Origin of the sequence: Paenibacillus sp. NPDC058071, assembly GCF_042885235.1 — a bacterium.
In the GTDB taxonomy this organism is placed as follows: domain Bacteria; phylum Bacillota; class Bacilli; order Paenibacillales; family Paenibacillaceae; genus Pristimantibacillus.
In genome coordinates this window covers 396,794-414,515 of record NZ_JBHVSK010000001.1, presented here as the reverse complement: position 1 = coordinate 414,515, position 17,722 = coordinate 396,794, and the positions used below count along the sequence as shown (strand labels likewise).

At 43.2% G+C, this 17,722-nt stretch carries 19 protein-coding genes; 16 read left to right on the top strand and 3 right to left on the bottom strand.

The features are described from left to right. Positions 1 to 14 precede the first annotated feature (14 nt). The 11 genes from ACFVTB_RS01905 (at position 15) to ACFVTB_RS01855 (ending at position 12,162) form a co-directional block, all read left to right on the top strand. Positions 15 to 557 carry a 5' nucleotidase, NT5C type gene (locus ACFVTB_RS01905; protein ID WP_387744299.1) on the top strand — a complete coding sequence of 181 codons (543 nt, stop codon included), beginning with the start codon at positions 15 to 17 and terminating at the stop codon, positions 555 to 557. Further along, a complete protein-coding gene (locus tag ACFVTB_RS01900) occupies positions 558 to 2,312 on the top strand; it encodes a LamG-like jellyroll fold domain-containing protein (RefSeq protein ID WP_387744296.1) in 1,755 nt (584 codons plus the stop codon). Positions 2,313 to 2,335: 23 nt separating this feature from the next. Further along, complete coding sequence (locus tag ACFVTB_RS01895) at positions 2,336 to 3,304, top strand: ABC transporter permease (RefSeq protein ID WP_387744293.1); 969 nt, start codon at positions 2,336 to 2,338, stop codon at positions 3,302 to 3,304. A 57-nt stretch (positions 3,305 to 3,361) separates the two neighbouring features. After that, a complete protein-coding gene (locus tag ACFVTB_RS01890; RefSeq protein WP_387744290.1) occupies positions 3,362 to 5,077 on the top strand; it encodes an extracellular solute-binding protein in 1,716 nt (571 codons plus the stop codon). A 98-nt stretch (positions 5,078 to 5,175) separates the two neighbouring features. Further along, entirely contained in the window at positions 5,176 to 6,087 is a 912-nt protein-coding gene (locus tag ACFVTB_RS01885; RefSeq protein WP_387744287.1) for a carbohydrate ABC transporter permease, read from the top strand. A gap of 133 nt (positions 6,088 to 6,220) precedes the next feature. Then, entirely contained in the window at positions 6,221 to 7,609 is a 1,389-nt protein-coding gene (locus tag ACFVTB_RS01880) for an MATE family efflux transporter (RefSeq protein WP_387744285.1), read from the top strand. Next, positions 7,602 to 8,513, top strand: coding sequence for a metallophosphoesterase family protein (locus ACFVTB_RS01875; protein ID WP_387744282.1), 912 nt, complete (start codon positions 7,602 to 7,604; stop codon positions 8,511 to 8,513). The genes ACFVTB_RS01880 and ACFVTB_RS01875 overlap by 8 nt, the downstream gene beginning before the upstream one ends. A 37-nt stretch (positions 8,514 to 8,550) precedes the next feature. Continuing rightward, positions 8,551 to 9,534: a histidinol-phosphatase HisJ family protein gene (locus ACFVTB_RS01870; RefSeq protein ID WP_387744279.1), complete on the top strand. Its 984-nt coding sequence runs from the start codon at positions 8,551 to 8,553 to the stop codon at positions 9,532 to 9,534. Positions 9,535 to 9,919: 385 nt separating this feature from the next. Continuing rightward, entirely contained in the window at positions 9,920 to 10,495 is a 576-nt protein-coding gene (locus tag ACFVTB_RS01865) for a dihydrofolate reductase family protein (RefSeq protein WP_387744276.1), read from the top strand. Between the two features lie 272 nt (positions 10,496 to 10,767). Next, positions 10,768 to 10,992 carry a hypothetical protein gene (locus ACFVTB_RS01860; RefSeq protein WP_387744274.1) on the top strand — a complete coding sequence of 75 codons (225 nt, stop codon included), beginning with the start codon at positions 10,768 to 10,770 and terminating at the stop codon, positions 10,990 to 10,992. Positions 10,993 to 11,265: 273 nt separating this feature from the next. After that, the gene (locus ACFVTB_RS01855) at positions 11,266 to 12,162 is read left to right on the top strand and encodes an alpha/beta hydrolase (protein ID WP_387744272.1); all 897 of its coding nucleotides are present in this window, start codon (positions 11,266 to 11,268) and stop codon (positions 12,160 to 12,162) included. A 155-nt stretch (positions 12,163 to 12,317) separates the two neighbouring features. Here ACFVTB_RS01855 and ACFVTB_RS01850 read toward each other — a convergent pair whose 3' ends face one another. The 3 genes from ACFVTB_RS01850 to ACFVTB_RS01840 form a co-directional block, all read right to left on the bottom strand. Then, positions 12,318 to 12,974, bottom strand: coding sequence for an MBL fold metallo-hydrolase (locus tag ACFVTB_RS01850; RefSeq protein WP_387744269.1), 657 nt, complete (start codon positions 12,972 to 12,974; stop codon positions 12,318 to 12,320). Between the two features lie 56 nt (positions 12,975 to 13,030). Further along, complete coding sequence (locus tag ACFVTB_RS01845) at positions 13,031 to 13,459, bottom strand: MerR family transcriptional regulator (protein WP_387744266.1); 429 nt, start codon at positions 13,457 to 13,459, stop codon at positions 13,031 to 13,033. Positions 13,460 to 13,672: 213 nt separating this feature from the next. Continuing rightward, on the bottom strand, positions 13,673 to 14,155 hold the full coding sequence (locus ACFVTB_RS01840; protein WP_387744263.1) for a GNAT family N-acetyltransferase: 483 nt from the start codon (positions 14,153 to 14,155) through the stop codon (positions 13,673 to 13,675). Between the two features lie 155 nt (positions 14,156 to 14,310). On the opposite strand from ACFVTB_RS01840, the gene ACFVTB_RS01835 reads away from it, so the two are divergent. The 5 genes from ACFVTB_RS01835 (at position 14,311) to ACFVTB_RS01815 (ending at position 17,720) form a co-directional block, all read left to right on the top strand. Continuing rightward, the gene (locus tag ACFVTB_RS01835; protein WP_387744260.1) at positions 14,311 to 14,529 is read left to right on the top strand and encodes a hypothetical protein; all 219 of its coding nucleotides are present in this window, start codon (positions 14,311 to 14,313) and stop codon (positions 14,527 to 14,529) included. A gap of 310 nt (positions 14,530 to 14,839) precedes the next feature. After that, on the top strand, positions 14,840 to 15,265 hold the full coding sequence (locus tag ACFVTB_RS01830) for a GNAT family N-acetyltransferase (RefSeq protein WP_387744258.1): 426 nt from the start codon (positions 14,840 to 14,842) through the stop codon (positions 15,263 to 15,265). 245 nt (positions 15,266 to 15,510) lie between these two features. Beyond that, positions 15,511 to 16,254: an ATP-grasp domain-containing protein gene (locus ACFVTB_RS01825; RefSeq protein WP_387744255.1), complete on the top strand. Its 744-nt coding sequence runs from the start codon at positions 15,511 to 15,513 to the stop codon at positions 16,252 to 16,254. 216 nt (positions 16,255 to 16,470) lie between these two features. After that, positions 16,471 to 16,914, top strand: coding sequence for a cell wall hydrolase (locus ACFVTB_RS01820; RefSeq protein ID WP_387744253.1), 444 nt, complete (start codon positions 16,471 to 16,473; stop codon positions 16,912 to 16,914). Between the two features lie 203 nt (positions 16,915 to 17,117). Next, a complete protein-coding gene (locus ACFVTB_RS01815; RefSeq protein ID WP_387744250.1) occupies positions 17,118 to 17,720 on the top strand; it encodes a TetR/AcrR family transcriptional regulator in 603 nt (200 codons plus the stop codon). Positions 17,721 to 17,722 lie beyond the last annotated feature (2 nt).

The window sequence follows — 17,722 nt, the reverse complement described above, 5'->3', positions numbered from 1 at the left end:
GGAGGAACTAGATTGTGAAGCGGATTGCTATAGATATGGATGAGGTTATTGCGAATACAGCAATCTCTCTTTTGAAATTATTTAACCAACAATATGGTCAGGATGTAACGGAAGAAGAACTGGAAGGAAAAAGCTTGATTCAAGCCAGGCCCCATTTTCGAAATGAAATCAAGAGCTTTTATACTTCTGAAACCTTTTTCAGAGGGCTAGATGTCATCTCGGATAGCCAGACGGTAATCCTTGAGCTCCAGGAGCGATATGAAATTTTTATTGCAACAGCAGCGATGGAGGTACCCGCTTCCTTCAAGGCAAAATACGAATGGCTTAAGGAGCATTTTCCTAGCATTCCAGATAGCCATATCGTATTTTGCGGAGACAAAAGCATCATTCACGCGGATTACTTAATTGACGACAATGTGAATCAGCTTCATTCATTCAGAGGAAAAGGGATTCTGTATAGCACCCCTCATAATAGATTCGCTACAGGCTTTACTAGAGTAGACAGCTGGCTGGATGTAAGGAAGTTATTTCTGAATAAAGCAGTGGAGGTTATCTAAATGAAACATGGACGGATGTATGATGCAATAGCATTAAAGCATGCTTTCACACCTCTCGCTCATTGGAGGTTTACTCTCGAAAGCGTGCTAAACGGATCTGTTCAGGATAAGAACCTCGTAATTCGAGATGAAAGCGGGAATGGCAATAACCTTAAACTAGCGGTTGCAAATACACCAAACATGGAGCCAGCAGCAGCTGTCAATTGTATGTCTTGGGAACCTAGCGGGGCTGATACCTGCCTGCATTTCCATAACGATAGAAACGCTAAAGGAAATGGTTACTACTTCCGCACCGAACAAGATGCGCCATTAAATCATGAGATTTTTGCGGAAGGCTTTACAATTGAAGCGATTATTTACCTGCCAGATCCATTTGATGAGAAGATTCATAGCTGGATGGGCATTGTAACCAGACAAGGGCAAGGTGCAGAGCTTAACCGAAGCGGCGAAGCTGAGGTGCTGGCGACCATGTCTGTGTCCAACTGCAAGGAGATCCAATGGGTCAGCCATCCCATCAATATGAGAACCTCTACGACTAGCTGGTCACGATATTTGGCAGAGGGCAAATGGCATCATATTGCGATTGTTAATGATACGAAAAGAACCTTGTTATACGTAAATGGCATCTGTGATTACAACAGCCCGGTTGAGCCAATTTGCGGCATAGCTGCTATAGAAGGCAACGGATGGAATATCGGAGCTTCCGAGTGGGCTGGTCGAATCGACTCCTTATTCAGCGGAGCATTGCAGGAAATCAGAATTTCAGGCCAGGCGCTTCATCAGGAAGATTGGCTTTCCTTTGCTGCAGAAGAGGAGCTTCTTGAAGGAAGCTATACTGGCGAGCCGCAGCTTAGTGGGGACCATAACTATCACTTCGTTTTTGTACCCGATCCACAAATGCAATCATACTTGAATCCAGAAATGCTGGAGGCGCAGACAGAGTGGATTGCGAAGCAGCAGGAGCATATGCAGATTGCGATGACCGCCTTTGTTGGTGACTTTGTTCATAATAGCGACTCCACTGTTGAATGGAACAGGGCATCGTCTGCTGTGTTAAAGCTGGATGAGAGTGATGCGGCCTATATGGCAACTGCCGGCAACCATGATTACGATCCTACTCAAGCGTATCTTCGATTTTTAGGACCGGAGCGCTTTGCAAGCAAAGCTTATTATAAAGGCTGTTCACCTTCTCGTTATAGCTCCTATGCCATTCAGAAGGCAGGCAGCTACAGCTACTTGTGGCTAATGGTAGATATGCAAAATGTGCATATGGATGTTGCTTGGTGTAAGGAAATATTAATTAAGCATGCTAATTATCCAACGATTTTAGTCTCTCACGACATGATGTACATGCTCGCTGATGGCGAAACAAACGTACCGTATCAATCAGAGAATGGTGCTTTCATCTGGGAACAGCTGATTTACCCGTATCAACAAGTGTTTATGACGGTTAACGGCCATTTTAATGGCAATGTGCATCAAATTCGCTCCAACGAAAAGGGACAGGATGTTATTCAAATGCTGGTGAATTATCAGGACCGTTATCGAGGCGGAAACGGCTGGCTTCGATTAGTGGAACTGGACGAGCAAAACAAGGCTATAAAATGCCGAAGCTTCTCACCTTGGGTGGCTAAACTCTCTGAAGATACAGTGCTGCAATATCCTGACTATCGTTTCTTAACCGGGCGCTATGACGAGTTTGAGTTCAATTTTGATTTTGCAGCAAGGTTTTCTTTTGCCGATCCCAATAATTGAAAAGAGGAAGGAGTACGAACAGCATGAGCTCGAAAATTTCGGCAGCTGCCGGAGGAGAGAAGAGGCATATCGATACAGCTTCAGGCAATAGAAAGATGAAGCGAATAGGCAGGCATTATCAGCTCTATTTGATGCTGCTGCCATGTCTTGTATTCTTTATTATTTTCTCCTATTGGCCTATGACGGGTCTTGTACTGGCATTTAAGGATTATCAGTTCAACAAAGGGATTTTCGGCAGTCCATGGATCGGCTTCAGATACTTTGAAATGTTCTTCATGGACCCGCAGAGCTGGCAAATTATAAAAAATACACTTGTCATTAGTGCCATGAAGGTATTTCTGGCCATGCCATTTCCCATTATTCTTGCCCTCATGTTTGCTGAAATAAAGCGTAAAAAAATACAAGGCTTATTTCAAGGTATTGCCTACCTACCGCATTTTTTATCTTGGGTTATTGTCATTGGGCTTACCCAGCGCATTCTTGCGCCGGATACAGGGCTAGTCAATCAAGTGATTTCATGGTTTGGCGGAGACGGAAGCACGTTTTTCTTAATGAAGGAAAGTGCGTTTTATCACATTATGTTCTGGAGTCATATATGGAAGGAGATCGGCTGGGGCTCCATTATTTATTTTGCTGCCATAGTCGGCATTAATCCTTCCTTGTATGAGGCTGCCAAAATAGATGGCGCCAGCAGACTGCGTCAAATTTGGCATATTACACTGCCGGGCATACGCTCAACGATTCTGATCGTTTTCATATTATCCCTTGGCAATATCCTATCAGCAGGCTTTGATCAGATTTACATGCTGAAAACGCCAGGCAACATGAATCTATCCGAAATACTGGATACCTATATTATTTATATGGGACTTGAAAGTGGACAGTTTGGCTTTGGAACAGCACTTGGTTTGATGCAAAGCATAATTGGCTTAATTCTTGTACTAGCTGTTAATAAAGCATCTCGCAAATGGTTTGAAACGTCTTTGTGGTGATATGGCGCAAGCCTTCACAAATAGAACAAGACAGTCGAGGAGAGGGAGAAATCAGCAATGAAAAACAAAAGTTGGTCGAAAGCGGTTTTGCTAATGTTAGCTGTAATGATCGTATTGTCGGCGTGTGCAGGAAAATCTTCTTCTGATTCAACAAGCAATTCGGGCAATAGCGGTACTCCATCGGACAAGCCAGCAACCTGGATTGCGGATCGCAAAATTAAAGGTTTGATTTTCATGGGCAGTGATGTCGATGAGGAAATGAATCCTGAAATTTTAGCGAAGCTTAAGGAAATGACAGGTATTGAACTACAGCTTCAAGCGATTGGGCATGACGATTCCACAAAGGCGCTGGCTGCAGGCCTGGTTGCAGGAGATTTGCCTGACTTTATTGGCTACTATTTGAACCACAGCGGCCGTCCAGAGATGGAGATCATCAATAAAGCTGCTCGTGAAGATATGTTCCATGATCTTGCTCCTTATTTGAAAAACACGAAAATATACAGCAAATATTTTGAAAAAGGCTATTTGCCAATGGATACCGAGTATGGCGTCATGTTCCGTCCAGAGTATAATGGCTCAGCTTATACCGTGCACATTAATATGCCGCGTGAAGGCGGCTACAGTGTGCGAAAGTATATAACAGGTCCGTACATCCGTAAAGACATTGCAGATGCGATTGGCGTAGATCCGCGCACGATTACGACTTCAGAGCAGCTGTATGAGCTAGCAAAGAAAATTAAAGAAGGACATTTCAAAGATAATAATGGAAAAGAAGTTTCTCCGATTGGTCCTATTATTTGGGGCGGCGGCGATCGTGCAAGCCTGTATAACGATTTAGTATGGACAGGCTTTAACGGTGAAGGCTTCAAGCATGATGCAGCAACAGGGAAAATAATGCATGAAAGCCAAACGGATTACGGCTTGAAGCGTGTTGAATTTGTGCAGAAGCTGCTTAAAGAAGGACTGATGCACCTGGAGTACTACACGATGGAAGAAACACGTGCCAAAGAAGGCATGTTGAATAATTCCTTTGCCATTGTAGGCGAGATGCACAACTATGTGGATGAAAATAAGGATGGTCGTTACGTTCCGCTAGGTCCACTTAATACGGTAGATGGTCCTTATCAAATGGAACTGCCTTTCAAAAGCGGATATGGTGCATGGTCCATTCCAAAAACAACTAAAAATCCAGAGGATATTGTGAAGCTTGCTGATTTCCTTGCCTCCAGGGAAGGTAAGCTGCTTTGGATGTATGGGATTGAAGGACGCGACTACGATCTGAATGAAAAAGGAAACCCCGTACCGAAAAAAGAAGTGCTGGATTTGCTTGAAAAAGATCCAGCTAAGGCAAAGAAGCTAGGCTTTAGTGGAGTAGGTAATGGTTGGGGCTGGTTCTTAGGCGGTACGGACAAAAACGATTTGGCCGATTTCGGTGAAGCTCCTTATGGTTCTTCATTAACACCTGATAAGGATCAAGTACCGTTATCCCTTGCAGATTACTGGGGTTATGACGAAAAGTATAAAAATGCGGTTGTGAAGGACGGTTATGCTGCCCTTGCCTTTATTGGAGAATTCAGCAAAGGAAACCAGCTAACAATGGCGCTTGATAAATATAAAGAAAGCATGATCAGAGCCTACTATGCGAAGGACATGAATGAAGCCAAAACAATTCTGGATGCAGCAGCGAAGCAGCTTCAAGCTGCCGGCCTTGAGGATTATATCAAGCTGCTAGAAGAGAAAGATAAAAATCCACAAACCAAATTGCTATTCTAATCGTTTATCGGTCATCCTTACCATTCGTCATACCTTGCAGAAGCCTTCTGCTTTATAGGCAGAGGGCTTCTGGCAAATGAAACGGGGAGAAGCCTCACATGAAGAAAACAGCTACGTCTTCCACAGGACTCGACAAGTCACTGGGCTTTATAAATTATGTGATTCTTATATTGATAAGCTTTAGTATTCTTTTGCCGATCTTAAATGTACTGGCTTTAGCCTTTAATGAAGGGACGGATGCGGCAAAGGGCGGTATTTATTTTTGGCCGAGGGAATTTACGTTTGGCAACTTCACGGAAGTGTTCAAGGAATCCAACATTATAAATGGATTTATTATTTCGTTGTTTCGTACGGTAGTAGGGACGATTCTAAGCGTACTGCTGACTGCGATGGCTGCTTATGCTTTGAAAAGCCGTTCACTGCCTGGTCATAAGCAGATTACCTTTATTATTTTCTTTACGATGCTGTTTAGCGGCGGTATGATTCCATACTATCTTGTGCTCAAAAATCTATCGCTGACAAACAGCATTTGGGTGTATGTGCTTCCAGCCTTGTACAGTGTGTGGAACATGATGATTATGCGTTCCTTCTTTGAACAAATACCGGATGGTCTAGAGGAAGCTGCAAAAATAGATGGTTGCGGGGATTTTGCGATTTTCATGCGTATCGTTGTGCCGGTAAGCAAGCCTGTGTTTGCAGCTATTGGTCTCTTTAACGCAGTAGGACATTGGAATGACTGGTTTACTGGTGCATTTTACGTAAGGGATTCAAACTTAAAGCCTTTGTCTACGGTATTGCAGGAAATGCTGACGAAGCAAAAGGCATTAGCAGATACATTAACCAGTGTAACGAACTCAATTCAATTGGAAATGGCAGAGAGAATTACAGTGACAGGAACTTCTTTGAAAATGGCGACGATTATTATCGTCATCACACCTATTCTAATCGTGTACCCTTTGCTGCAAAAGTATTTTGCACAAGGCGTTATGATTGGTTCGATTAAGGAATAACAAACTCCGCTTACTTGAGACGACATAGCACCTTAGAGATAGAAGGAGAGAAAAAGGATGAAGCTTGTTAGTCCTTATCGGACGAACAGTGATGTTAGTCAGGCGTTACTCGTAGAGCAGGGAGCTGATGAAGATGCCTTCTAAGCGTTCATCAGCTTTGAATACCCCAGGTTTGTTTTCGCTAACCTGGCCTATTTCCATTGAGTTATTGTTTGGTATGCTGCTAGGTGCAGTTGATACCATGATGTTAAGCAGCTATTCGGATGAAGCTGTAGCTGCGGTTGGACTAGCTAATCAAGTGCTTACTGTAGCTGGAATGCTATTTGGATTTATTACAATGGGTACTGCGGTTGTGTTGAATCAATGGCTTGGTGCAGCTCAGCTTGGAGGAGTGGAGCGGATTAGCTCTGTATCCTTAACACTGAACCTGATGCTTGGTCTTCTTATTAGCTCGGTTTTATTCTTTTTTCCTCAAGCGTTCATTACACTATTTCACTTGTCTGGTGAGGTCACTAAACTTGGGGAGACTTACTTGTCTATAGTAGGCGGCTCTATGTTTATGATTGCATTAACGATGACATTAGGAACGATGCTGCGCTGCCGGGGTATTGTAAAGGAAATGATGCTGCTGTCGCTAGTGATTAATGTCGTTAATATTTTAGGCAATTACATGATGTTAATGAAACCATTTGGCTTGCCCGTGCTTGGCGTAGAAGGAGTCGCGATCGTAACCTGGGTATGTAGAATTATCTCGTTGCTTGGATTTCTTGTGCTATGCAATCGCAAGCTTGAGCACCCCATTCGTTTGATTAATCCTAGGCGAATCCAAGGAGGAGACCTATGCTTATTATTTAAGCTAGGTTTGCCTTCTGCTGGTGAGCCGGTTTCCTATAATTTGTCGCAAAGCATCATTACTTATTTTATTACGATGCTAGGAGCGGCTGCGCTTACAGCAAAAATCTATACGCAAAATATGACCTCTTTTATATTTATTATTTCGATGGCAGTAGGATCAGGAACGCAAATAATTGTAGGGCATTTGATTGGAGCGGGTCAAAAGGAAGACGCCTATCGTTCAGGAGTGTATAGCTTAAAGGTCGGGCTCTTACTTACAACAAGCGTAAGCGTCATACTATATTTCGTTTCAGAGCCGCTACTGCATCTGTTCACCTCCGATGCGAATATTATCCGACTGGGCAGCCAGCTTTTCCTGCTATCCATATTGCTTGAGCCAGCAAGGGCAAGTAATATGGTGCTTATTAGCTCACTTAATGCAGCAGGAGATGTGCGCTTTCCCGTTATCATTGGCATTGTATCCATGTGGGGAATAAGTGTGCCGCTAGCTTATGTTATGGGAATTACACTAGATATGGGCTTAGCGGGAATTTGGCTTGCCTTTGCAATGGATGAATGGGTTAGAGCAGGCTTAATGTTCTATAGATGGAGAAGACGGGCATGGAAGAAGGTAGATCTCGTTACATCAAGCAGCGTATATGAACAGGGAGGTATACAACTTGAATAATGAACTGAAATTCCGTCCGGACGGGACTTTTAAAATTGTACAGCTGACCGATTTGCATATTGGTGATGAACAGGCAAAGGAGCGGGAAGATGATGATAGGACTGTGCAGCTTGTCGAACAAATTCTTGTCGCAGAACAGCCGGATCTAGTCGTGCTGACAGGTGATCTGCACTGGAGCCATGGTGTAACAGACCCGTTGCTTTCGTGCCGCAAGGCGCTTGGTCCCGTTGTCCGTTCGGGGATTCCTTGGGCTGCCGTATTCGGCAATCATGATGCTGAAGCAGGTGTGACACGGGAGGAACTCCTCGCTGTTCAGCAAGAATACGCCGGTTGCTTGACGGCGGTTGGACCTGCCGGAATTCATGGAGTGGGCAATTATACGCTGCCTGTGAAGCGTTCAGAAGGAAGCGACGACAGCTTAATGCTGTATTTTTTTGACTCGGGTTCATATGCGCCTGAACGGATTGGCGGGTACGAATGGATTCATCAGGATCAGATTCATTGGTATATGGAACGATCTCGCCACTATACCGAGCTTAACGGCAGTCCTCTGCCTGCACTCGCATTTTTCCATATTCCGCTTCCTGAGTACGAATTCGCATGGACAGGAGAGCAGGTAACCGGAGTAAAGGGAGAAGGCGTTGAATGTCCGAGAATCAATAGCGGATTGTTCAGTGCAATGGTCGAGATGGAGGATGTGATGGGAACCTTTGTCGGCCATGACCATGACAATGACTATTGTGGAACTTGGCATGGCATTCGCATGTGCTATGGCCGATCTACCGGATATAATGCCTATGGCAGTCTTATAAGAGGGGCGAGGGTCATTGAACTTTATGAAGGCAAGCGTTCATTTGACACCTGGATCAGACAAGACGATGGGGAGGTAATACGATGTATTTGATGGATCGTGCATCCTTGAGGACGGAGGACATAACCAAGTGAAGGTAGATTTCCATTTTCATCTTGAAGAAGGGCCTTATTCCTTCAAATGGCTGCAAAGAACGGCAAGTTCAATTGCAAACCTTGCCGGCATTGAAGAACAGGAACATTCACTGGCCTGGATGACGATACAGGTTGAACGCCTGCAGAAGAGATTATCGAACGGCTGCTTCTCCGAGGATTGGATCGAATCTTATATGAAGACTGGACAGCAGCGTGGAATCGAGAGGTTTGGAATTGTTGATCATCTGTATCGATTCGATGAGTTTCGCTCTTATTATGAACGGCACATGACACTTGATGAAAGAGAACTAGGCCGCCTGCAGCGTTATTGGCTGGACCGGGTACAGATTGGTTCCATTGAAGAGTATCTATCAGCGGTACGCAGAATGCAGAGTAAGGGCTATCCGATCTCGTTAGGAGTGGAGGCAGACTTTTTTCCGGGCGGGGAAGCTGAACTCAAGTCGCTGCTTGACCAGTATGAGCTGGATTACGTCATCGGAAGTGTACATTTTATCGACGGATGGGGGTTTGACAACCCCGAGCTGCAATATATGTTCGAGCAAAGGAATTTGCTTGAACTGTACACGAATGGCTTCGATCATGTGAAGCAGGCAGCGCGCTCCGGTCTCTTCGACATTATTGCCCATCTGGATAATTTGAAAGTATTCAATTACAGACCGGACGAAGCGGATATGCAGGAACTGTACGATGATGTGGCTAAGACATTGAAGGAGGCAGATGTCGCTTCTGAAATCAATACCGGTTTGGCTTACCGTTATCCTGTCAAGGAGATGTGCCCGAGCCCCTCTTTCCTGAGCAAGCTGTATGCACATGGTGTTCCCATCACACTCGGTTCTGATTCGCATTTTCCCGACGATATCGGGATGATGCTGGAGGAAGCTGCACAGCTGGCCCGTGAAACAGGATATAGGGAAATAGTCTACTTCGAGAACCGCAAGCGAATCCGTACTTCGTTGTAGTGACAGGAAAATATGTGATAGGAACTGCTGTCTTATAGATGATAACAGTCAGGTGATAAGAACTTGCCTGCTAAAAAGTCGCGATAAAGCGGCTTTTTTTTGTTTGGCTTTGTTAAACCTTAATATTGATACTGTGAACATATGTTCTGTGAAGAAGGTAACAAGAAATAGGAGAATACCTCATCGAATAAGAAAAATATGTTGATCAAATCGTGCCTGTTTACTGTCACCGACACGAATATAAAGCTTCGGCTTTCTGCTGTTCTTGTTAAGCTAACGGGCAGGTTTGGGATTAGCAATCCATAAGAAACAATCCAAGTTGAATTATGCTAAAATGTAGTAAATGTATAATGTAGTTATCCTCATGAACAAAGGAGAACTGGAAATGAGAAAACTCGTTCTATTTCTGCACGCATCGCTTGACGGTTTTGTAGAAGGGCCGAATGGTGAAATGGACATTGGCTGGGTTTCCTACGATGCTGATTTGGAGAAACACGCGAAAGAAATTCTGAGTACTGCCGACACTGTCATTTGGGGGCGTGGGACTTATCAGATGATGCACAGTTACTGGCCATCTGTGCCTTCGAACCCATCAGCTTCGCAGCATGAACGGAATCATGCCGAGTGGATTGAAAATACAGCCAAAATCGTTTTTTCCACGACGCTGGAGAAAGTCGAATGGAATAATTCCAGACTCGTGAAAGAAGATGTCGAGGAAGAGATCAATAACCTCAAACAGCAGCCAGGCAAGGATATGGTCATCCTCGGCAGCCCTAGGTTCGCACACCACCTTATGCAGCTTGATTTAATTGATGAGTATAAAATTACGGTTTCTCCCGTCCTGATCGGTAAGGGATTGCCGTTATTCCACGGTCTCAAGGAGAAGATCAATCTTAAGCTAATCGAAAACAAGACCTTTGATTCTGGAGCCATAAGTCTCGTTTATCAGACGGTAAGATGACCTTGTCACTTAAGGTGATTACGCAAACGGGAAACGATAGCTCAATTAACAGAAAATTCCGATGATAATAGTATTCCATTAGAATACTAGATTTCAAAATCAGCGATTATGAAGAAAGACCTTACATTCATCTTCTAATGAGTATGGGATGGGCACGAGACAACGTAGAATCTATCAGTGATCTATACCCGACTAACGACGTTTGGTGCTTTGATCGCGAATGTATTGAGGACCATTGAGACTATGTTCAAGGATTAAAACGGATTGCGGTTATGATTGATCCAGCAATAAGCGTAACCGATATTCAGGATTACGTGGATATTGAAGCAGGTGAGGTATGGATCGCATTTAAAGCTAACGGCACGAACTATCGTCATTCGCTTTCCGTGCGGAACGATTGGCTGAGCCTGGAAGTCTTCGTGATCTTTTCTGAATTGCTTGCTGCGAGCGGTAGCAGTAAAAGATTTTTTTCGCTGATATCGGCAATGAAATTTTAGTCGTACTCCTTGAACGGAACCAGATCTGTCAATTGAACAAGTTAATAAATATTTTCACCCCTTCTACGCAAACATAGGTGTTCAGTTTCAGTGAAACATTGCCTCCTTCATTTTATTCCTTTAAAATAAAAGCAATTCAACTTAAACAACAATATTTCATTCGATAATTTCTAATTCCGCCTATACATATCTATGTAAGTGCTGTTTATTTAACCTTATAATAAACATGTGCCAAGTGAGCATCAATAGACTGTTTAGGTGGAGGGATATTTCATGAAAAAATCATTGCGCGATGCGCATCGTTTGTTTAAAGATAATTTGCCAAGCGGTACGGCATCTGTTGAAGAATTGAGGACAGGTGTGGAGGCTATGTTTGCCCAGCTTCCTGTAGCAAGCGATTTGATTACCGAGAAAGTAGACATTGATGGAATGGAAGCTGAGTGGCAAATACTTCCTGAATCTAAAGAAGACCGCGTGCTTCTTTACTTTCACGGCGGAGGATTTATGTACGGGAGTATGCATTCCTATCGGATCGAATCCAGTGAGATGGGGAGAGCGGCCAAAGCACGCGTTTTGTCAATCAATTACCGCCTGGCGCCGGAACATCCGTTTCCTGCTCCGATTGAAGATGCACTGAAAGCTTATGACTGGTTGCTGGATCAAGGGTATCCGCCCCAAAATATAATCATTGGCGGGGTTTCCGCAGGCGGGAACTTAACTGCAGCGTTATTGATGAAAATCAGGGATACAAAGACTCCTATGCCGGCGGGAGGGGTCATGGTTTCTCCATGGATTGATTTGGGACAAACCGGAGAGACCTATATGACCAAAGAGGGAGTAGATCCGGTTATTACTAAAGAAGCTCTCGTACAGTTGGCTGACAATTATTTAAACGGAGTTTCACCAAATGTTCCATATGCGTCACCAATTTATGGCGATTTAAGAGGTCTGCCGCCTATTTACGTAATGGTTGGTGAATCAGAACTCATGCTGAAGGAATCTCTGACATTTGTGACTCAGGCCGCGCTTGCAGGAGTTGATATCCGGTTTGGATCTTGGCCTTCCATGTTTCACGACTGGCTAAGTTTTCATTCCACCTTGGAGGAAGCAAAAGAAGGGGTAATCAGTACAGGAAACTTCATGAATGAATTGTATGAGAAAAGCCGTTAATAGATAGGGATTAAGAGTGAAGAAGAGAACTTTTTCTTACTAATAATGTGAAAAATCAAAACACCTTCAAGTGAACGGCCCCATTTCATAAGACATGGAGGACGACTTGTAGGTGCTTTTGTGTTGCAACAAGTGTATGTTAATGAAGCTGTATACTAGCTCTGCTGTAAATACTGATCAATATGGTCGTAGGCATGGTGAACGTCCTTGCTGTGTGTAATAGTGACAAGACTTGGCTTGAGATCTCTAACAATTGCGCCGCTAGCGATCGCTTCACTCATATTCGGTGTAAACATCTTTGCTGGCTTTTGCAGCTTGCCTCGCTTGGAGGTGAACAAATCCCCGCCAATTAACACGGAATCTTCGGGGTGATAATAGACCACATGTCCAGGAGAATGTCCTGGTGTATGATACGGAATAAGTCCCAGTATCGGCAGCAACCGCTGGTTCTCATCTGTTGGAAGCGGCTGTACGAGACCAACCTCTACCAGTTTCTCGGCTTTTTTCCTCCCCGGAAATGGTTCCTCCCCGTTAATATATTTAAGCTCCAGCTTGTGTGCATAAACAGGAATGCGTGCTTCCTTAGCAACATGTGATAATCCTCCAACATGATCGCCATGTCCATGTGTCAGTAAGACAGCCTTGATCTTTCCAAGCTTCTTCGCTTCTCGCAGAATGGCCTTTCCCATAAACGGCAGGCCTGTATCAATAATCGTCACACCGTCTTCATCTTGTACTAGCCAAGCGCTAAATAAAATGCCTATTCGTACCTCGAGCTTCGTAATATGATTGGAAATTTTCCTCACCTTCATAACTTGCTACCTCCTCAAAATGTAGGATTTGAATAAATAAGGTGAAAAGATCCATGCTAAGAATTAGCTGGGCTATTCATATTGCTGTACATTTCATTGAATAACTGATTGAGCATTTGCTGATTTTTCTTAAATTGGCCTTTCTCCATTAAATCTGTAACCAGCTCTAACGCCTTAAGCGCTGACTGATAAAATAAAACCTGCTGTCTAATGTAATCCATTTTCACGGTGAACATGGACTGTGAGCCTGAGCCACACTCTGTGGAGACTGAGCTTTGCTGCAGCTGCAGCATCGATTTTATTTCTTGCAAGGAAAACCCTAATTTCTTAAGCACGATAATGAACCTCATCGATTGCTCGCAGCCCTCGTCATAATCACGATATCCATTCTCCAAGCGAAGCGGCTGAAGTAAACCTTCGTCCTCATAATATCTAGCTGTATCTCCAGAAATCCCATACTTCTCAGTAAATTGCTTGATTCGCATCTATGATTCCTCCAGGTAAAATACAGTATAAGCATTCGCTGTTTATTGTTAACTATTCATGACCTTATGCAACTAGCGTATCATTGGAGTTTACTCCAAGGTCAAGCATTAAAATACGTTATTACAGAGTGGAGGATACCATGTACAGTGGAAAAGAGGAATAAAAAATGGACATCCGTTTTATGAAAACGAGATGTCCGTTTTTTATGTCCATTACTCCTGATTCAAAGCTTTTATATACCACGCATTCATCGCAGAATGCTCTGAACCTGGCAATGGTTCTTGTAAAAGGGTAAAGCCATATTTTTCATATAATTTGCATGCAGCTGTTAATTCATGCTGTGTTTCTAAATAGCATTTTGTATAGTGTTCCGAGGCAAACGACAACGCTGTTTCCATGAGCTTTCTTGAAAGTCCTAAACCTTGTGCTTCTGGGGTTAAGTAAAGCTTCTGCAGTTCACAAACTTGTTCGTGTTCGTTAAACGGTGCAATACCGATACCGCCAACCACTTCATTTTCCATTTCCACTACCCAGTACTTTGCATGGTTTAAGTTATTATAATAGTGATGAAGGTCGTTCAGTTGAGGGTCGAAGTAAGCTGTTCCAGGGATCGCTAAGCCAAGCGATTCTAAAGAATCTTGTATAACTTTTTTGATCTTTGCATTGTCTTCGTTTTTAATTTCTCGGATGTACATATATTTGTCTCCTACATTTAAATGTTAATACCAATTGCTTTTAAATATTGACTTATTCTACATTCAAAAGATACAGTCATGTTAATGCTAAATGTGGACTGAGTCAACTTAAGTAATCGATGGCAGCTGTTGCTCCTCATCTCATTCCTGGATGGATGTCACCATTAAAAGGAAGGGACTCGATTGAAGCGGATCGTAAGCGAGTGCTCGGCATCCCTAACGGCATCTACATGAAGCTGATGATTGACGAGGTCCGATCGGCATTCGAGAACCAGCTTGCAACGCTTATCGGTTTAGTGAGCATAGAGAACGGTATGGCGAAGCGGTCCGACAAGCTATCCGACAGGGAGGGACTGTCGACGACGAAGAGCTAGAGCGCTATCGCAAAGGCCAGTTACGCTTGAGGCTTAAACTAGCGGTAGTCCGACAAGCACAAGGGATTGACCTCTGAATCTCACCAGCTCAAGGGGATATAGCTCCGCTTCATGGTGGTCGTTCAGGCTTTTCGGGCATGACAGCGATCTGGACTTACGCAGGATTTCCGACGATTAGTCTCCCCGGAGGTCAAGCGAAAGGGCTACCTTTTGGATTCCAATGCATTGCCGATTTCGGACAGGACGAAATCTTGTTGCACTATGCTGAGCGAATAGCGGGATTGTTAAACTAACCTGGAGGGGAATTAAATTGGAATTAACATACAAGGAATATTTAATAAGCGATGATAAATCAAAAGTTAATGTCCAGACGGTTATAGATTTTTTGTCTACTAGCTACTGGGCTAGTCGAAGACCGATCGAGAAAATCAAAAAATCTATTCAAAACTCAATTTGTTATGGTGTATATCATGATGACCAAATGATTGGTTTTGCAAGAATAATTACCGATGGAGCTACCATGTATTATTTGTGCGACGTATTTGTATTGGAAAAGTATCGTGGGCAAGGTATTTCAAAAAAACTGGTCGAGGTTATAACCAACGCTCCAGAATTTGAATGGATGACTGGTATTTTGGGGACGCAAGACGCACATGGATTGTACGAACAATTTGGGTTTGGTAAGGAATCAGAGCGTTTTATGAAAAGATTGCCACAGCCACGAACGAAGTTCTAACTTTGGATTGAGCTATAGGGTAGACTCGTACTACTCGTTGGAAAGAAATGTTTCACTACACAAGAACATACATTCGCTATCCTTAAAATAGGTACATGATAGTAGCAAGCTAGTTGTATATCGCCAGCTAATACGAGAACCGGATCCTTGTGAGGGTCCGGCTTTTTCATATGAAAACAGGCGCTAAATAAGCATCATATACAAGAGCCAGTCATCAAGGTAAAATATCCCTAAATGGGGGGTTAATGATGAAAGCTTATATACAGGCAAACAAAAGTGGCGAGTTCTACAATGTAAATGCATTTATTGCTTATGAAGGTTTCAATTCGTTAGGATGGGAGATCGTTAAGTTCTATGATTCAAATGAAATTAATGAAAATAATCCAGAAGATATCGTGGTTGGCGGAATCGGTAATGTGAGAAAACGTCTCGAATTGTTAGGTATAGAAAGAAGTCAAGGAGAGATCGATTATCCGAATTCCTTATCTAATTATTTTGGTAGAAAAATATGGACGACAACTATTCAACAACTTTTCGAGAATAAACAAGATTGGAATGTATTTGTGAAACCGAAAGATATAACGAAAAAGTTCGCTGGAAAGGTTGTTAAAGAATACAAAGATTTCATAGGTTTGATTGAACAAAATGAAGATACGAATATTTGGTGTTCAGAGATTGTTGATTTTGTAACGGAATGGCGTTGTTTTATACGGTATGGTGAAATACTTGATATCAGACATTATAAAGGTGCATGGGATTCAAAATTAGATTTAAGTGTTATAGAAAATGCTGTTAAGGATTTTATTGATGCGCCAGTTGCATATGGTTTGGATTTTGGAATTGATCGAGAAGGTAATATGAAGTTGGTGGAGATTAATGACGGTCATTCACTAGGGAGCTATGGAATCAACTCAGTAAACTATGCGAAATTTCTTTCAGCTAGATGGTCAGAATTAACTGGGACTACAGACTACTTAAGAACTTTATAGAATAAAGGTGAATGTCTGACTGCCTACCGCATCCGGTGACACGTGACATTATGGACCACGAAGCATAAAGGCCGCCGATTTATCCGTTAGCAGGAAACCAACCTAAGGACGAAGAGTGTAGGGGAACGGTGAATTAATATCGATCTCTTTTGGCCAGAGTAACACATCCGCTTCACCTACAATATGATGAGTCTAGAAATCTAAAGAGGTGAGCCAATGGCAGTCGTAAAAGCCAGGAAACAGGACATTGATATGTTGGCAAGGTTGCTACGAGCTGAAGCTGAGACCGAAGGCGAAATGGGCATGCTCCTTGTTGGAAATGTTGGCATTAACCGAATAAGAGGGAATTGCTCCGACTTTAAAGAACTTCGGACAATTCCCCAAATGATCAATCAGCCGCATGCGTTCGAAGCGTTGCAGCATAGCTTGTACTATCAAAACGCAAGAGAGAGGGAACGCCGTCTGGCGCAACGGTCTGTGAATGGCGAACGGAATTGGCCAGCCAAATTCTCCTTATGGTATTTCCGTCCAGGGTCGTTCGAAAATCCGGGACCATGCCCGCCAACTTGGTATAATCAGCCGCTCGCTGGACGATGGAAGAAGCACTGTTTTTATGAACCGACCGCGAAAGAATGTGAAAATATTTATAATACGTTATAATTTTATAAACGAAAAGAGCTCTTTAGAATTTTACCTGATGAGAAACGTGAGACAACTAGTCTCGCGTTTTTTGCTGTTCTTTTTCCTTTGCTAATCAAGCTTTACCCGAAAAAACTGGGAATCGGAGTACTTGATCCTTACTTTCAAATGATGTATATTGTTTTTAAATTGACATTACAGTAGGTCTAAAAAAAGGAGGAGCCATGTCACCACGTACCAAAGAACAGAATGAAGCGATTCGGGAAATGCGGATGAACCAAATTATGCAAGCGGCTGCGGAAGTATATTTGGAGAAGGGCATTCAATTGGAAATACGCGATGTTGCGGTCAAGGCAGAGCTCGGCTATGGAACCGTATATCATTACTACAAAAATAAGCTCATGCTTTTGGAAGATTTACTGTGGGATGCCCTGAATCGAACGGAGGCGGCGTTGCTGCCTGCTTTTACGGGGGACGGTGGCAATTTGCTTAAGGCGGAGTCGTTCTCCAAGCTGCTCCTGCAGAAATGCATCCAGGATCCTTCCGTATTTATTTTACTTAAAACGGTTGCGGATAATTTTCATCAGTTCCCAGGGAATCGCTTCACCAAGCTGTTTGGGGAATTTCAGGAACGGATCTATTTGCCGTTTGTGGGAATGATTCGAGAAGGGAGCGGCTCCAAATCACCGGAGAAAACAGCTAATTTAATATTTGGCTCGCTTGTTGGCTGCGCAGCATTGAACATCCACCACGATATGCGAAACGAGCTGGATGCCACAGGAATCGTCGATATGATTTTTTCAGGCATAAAGTCAGAGGAGAATTGAAT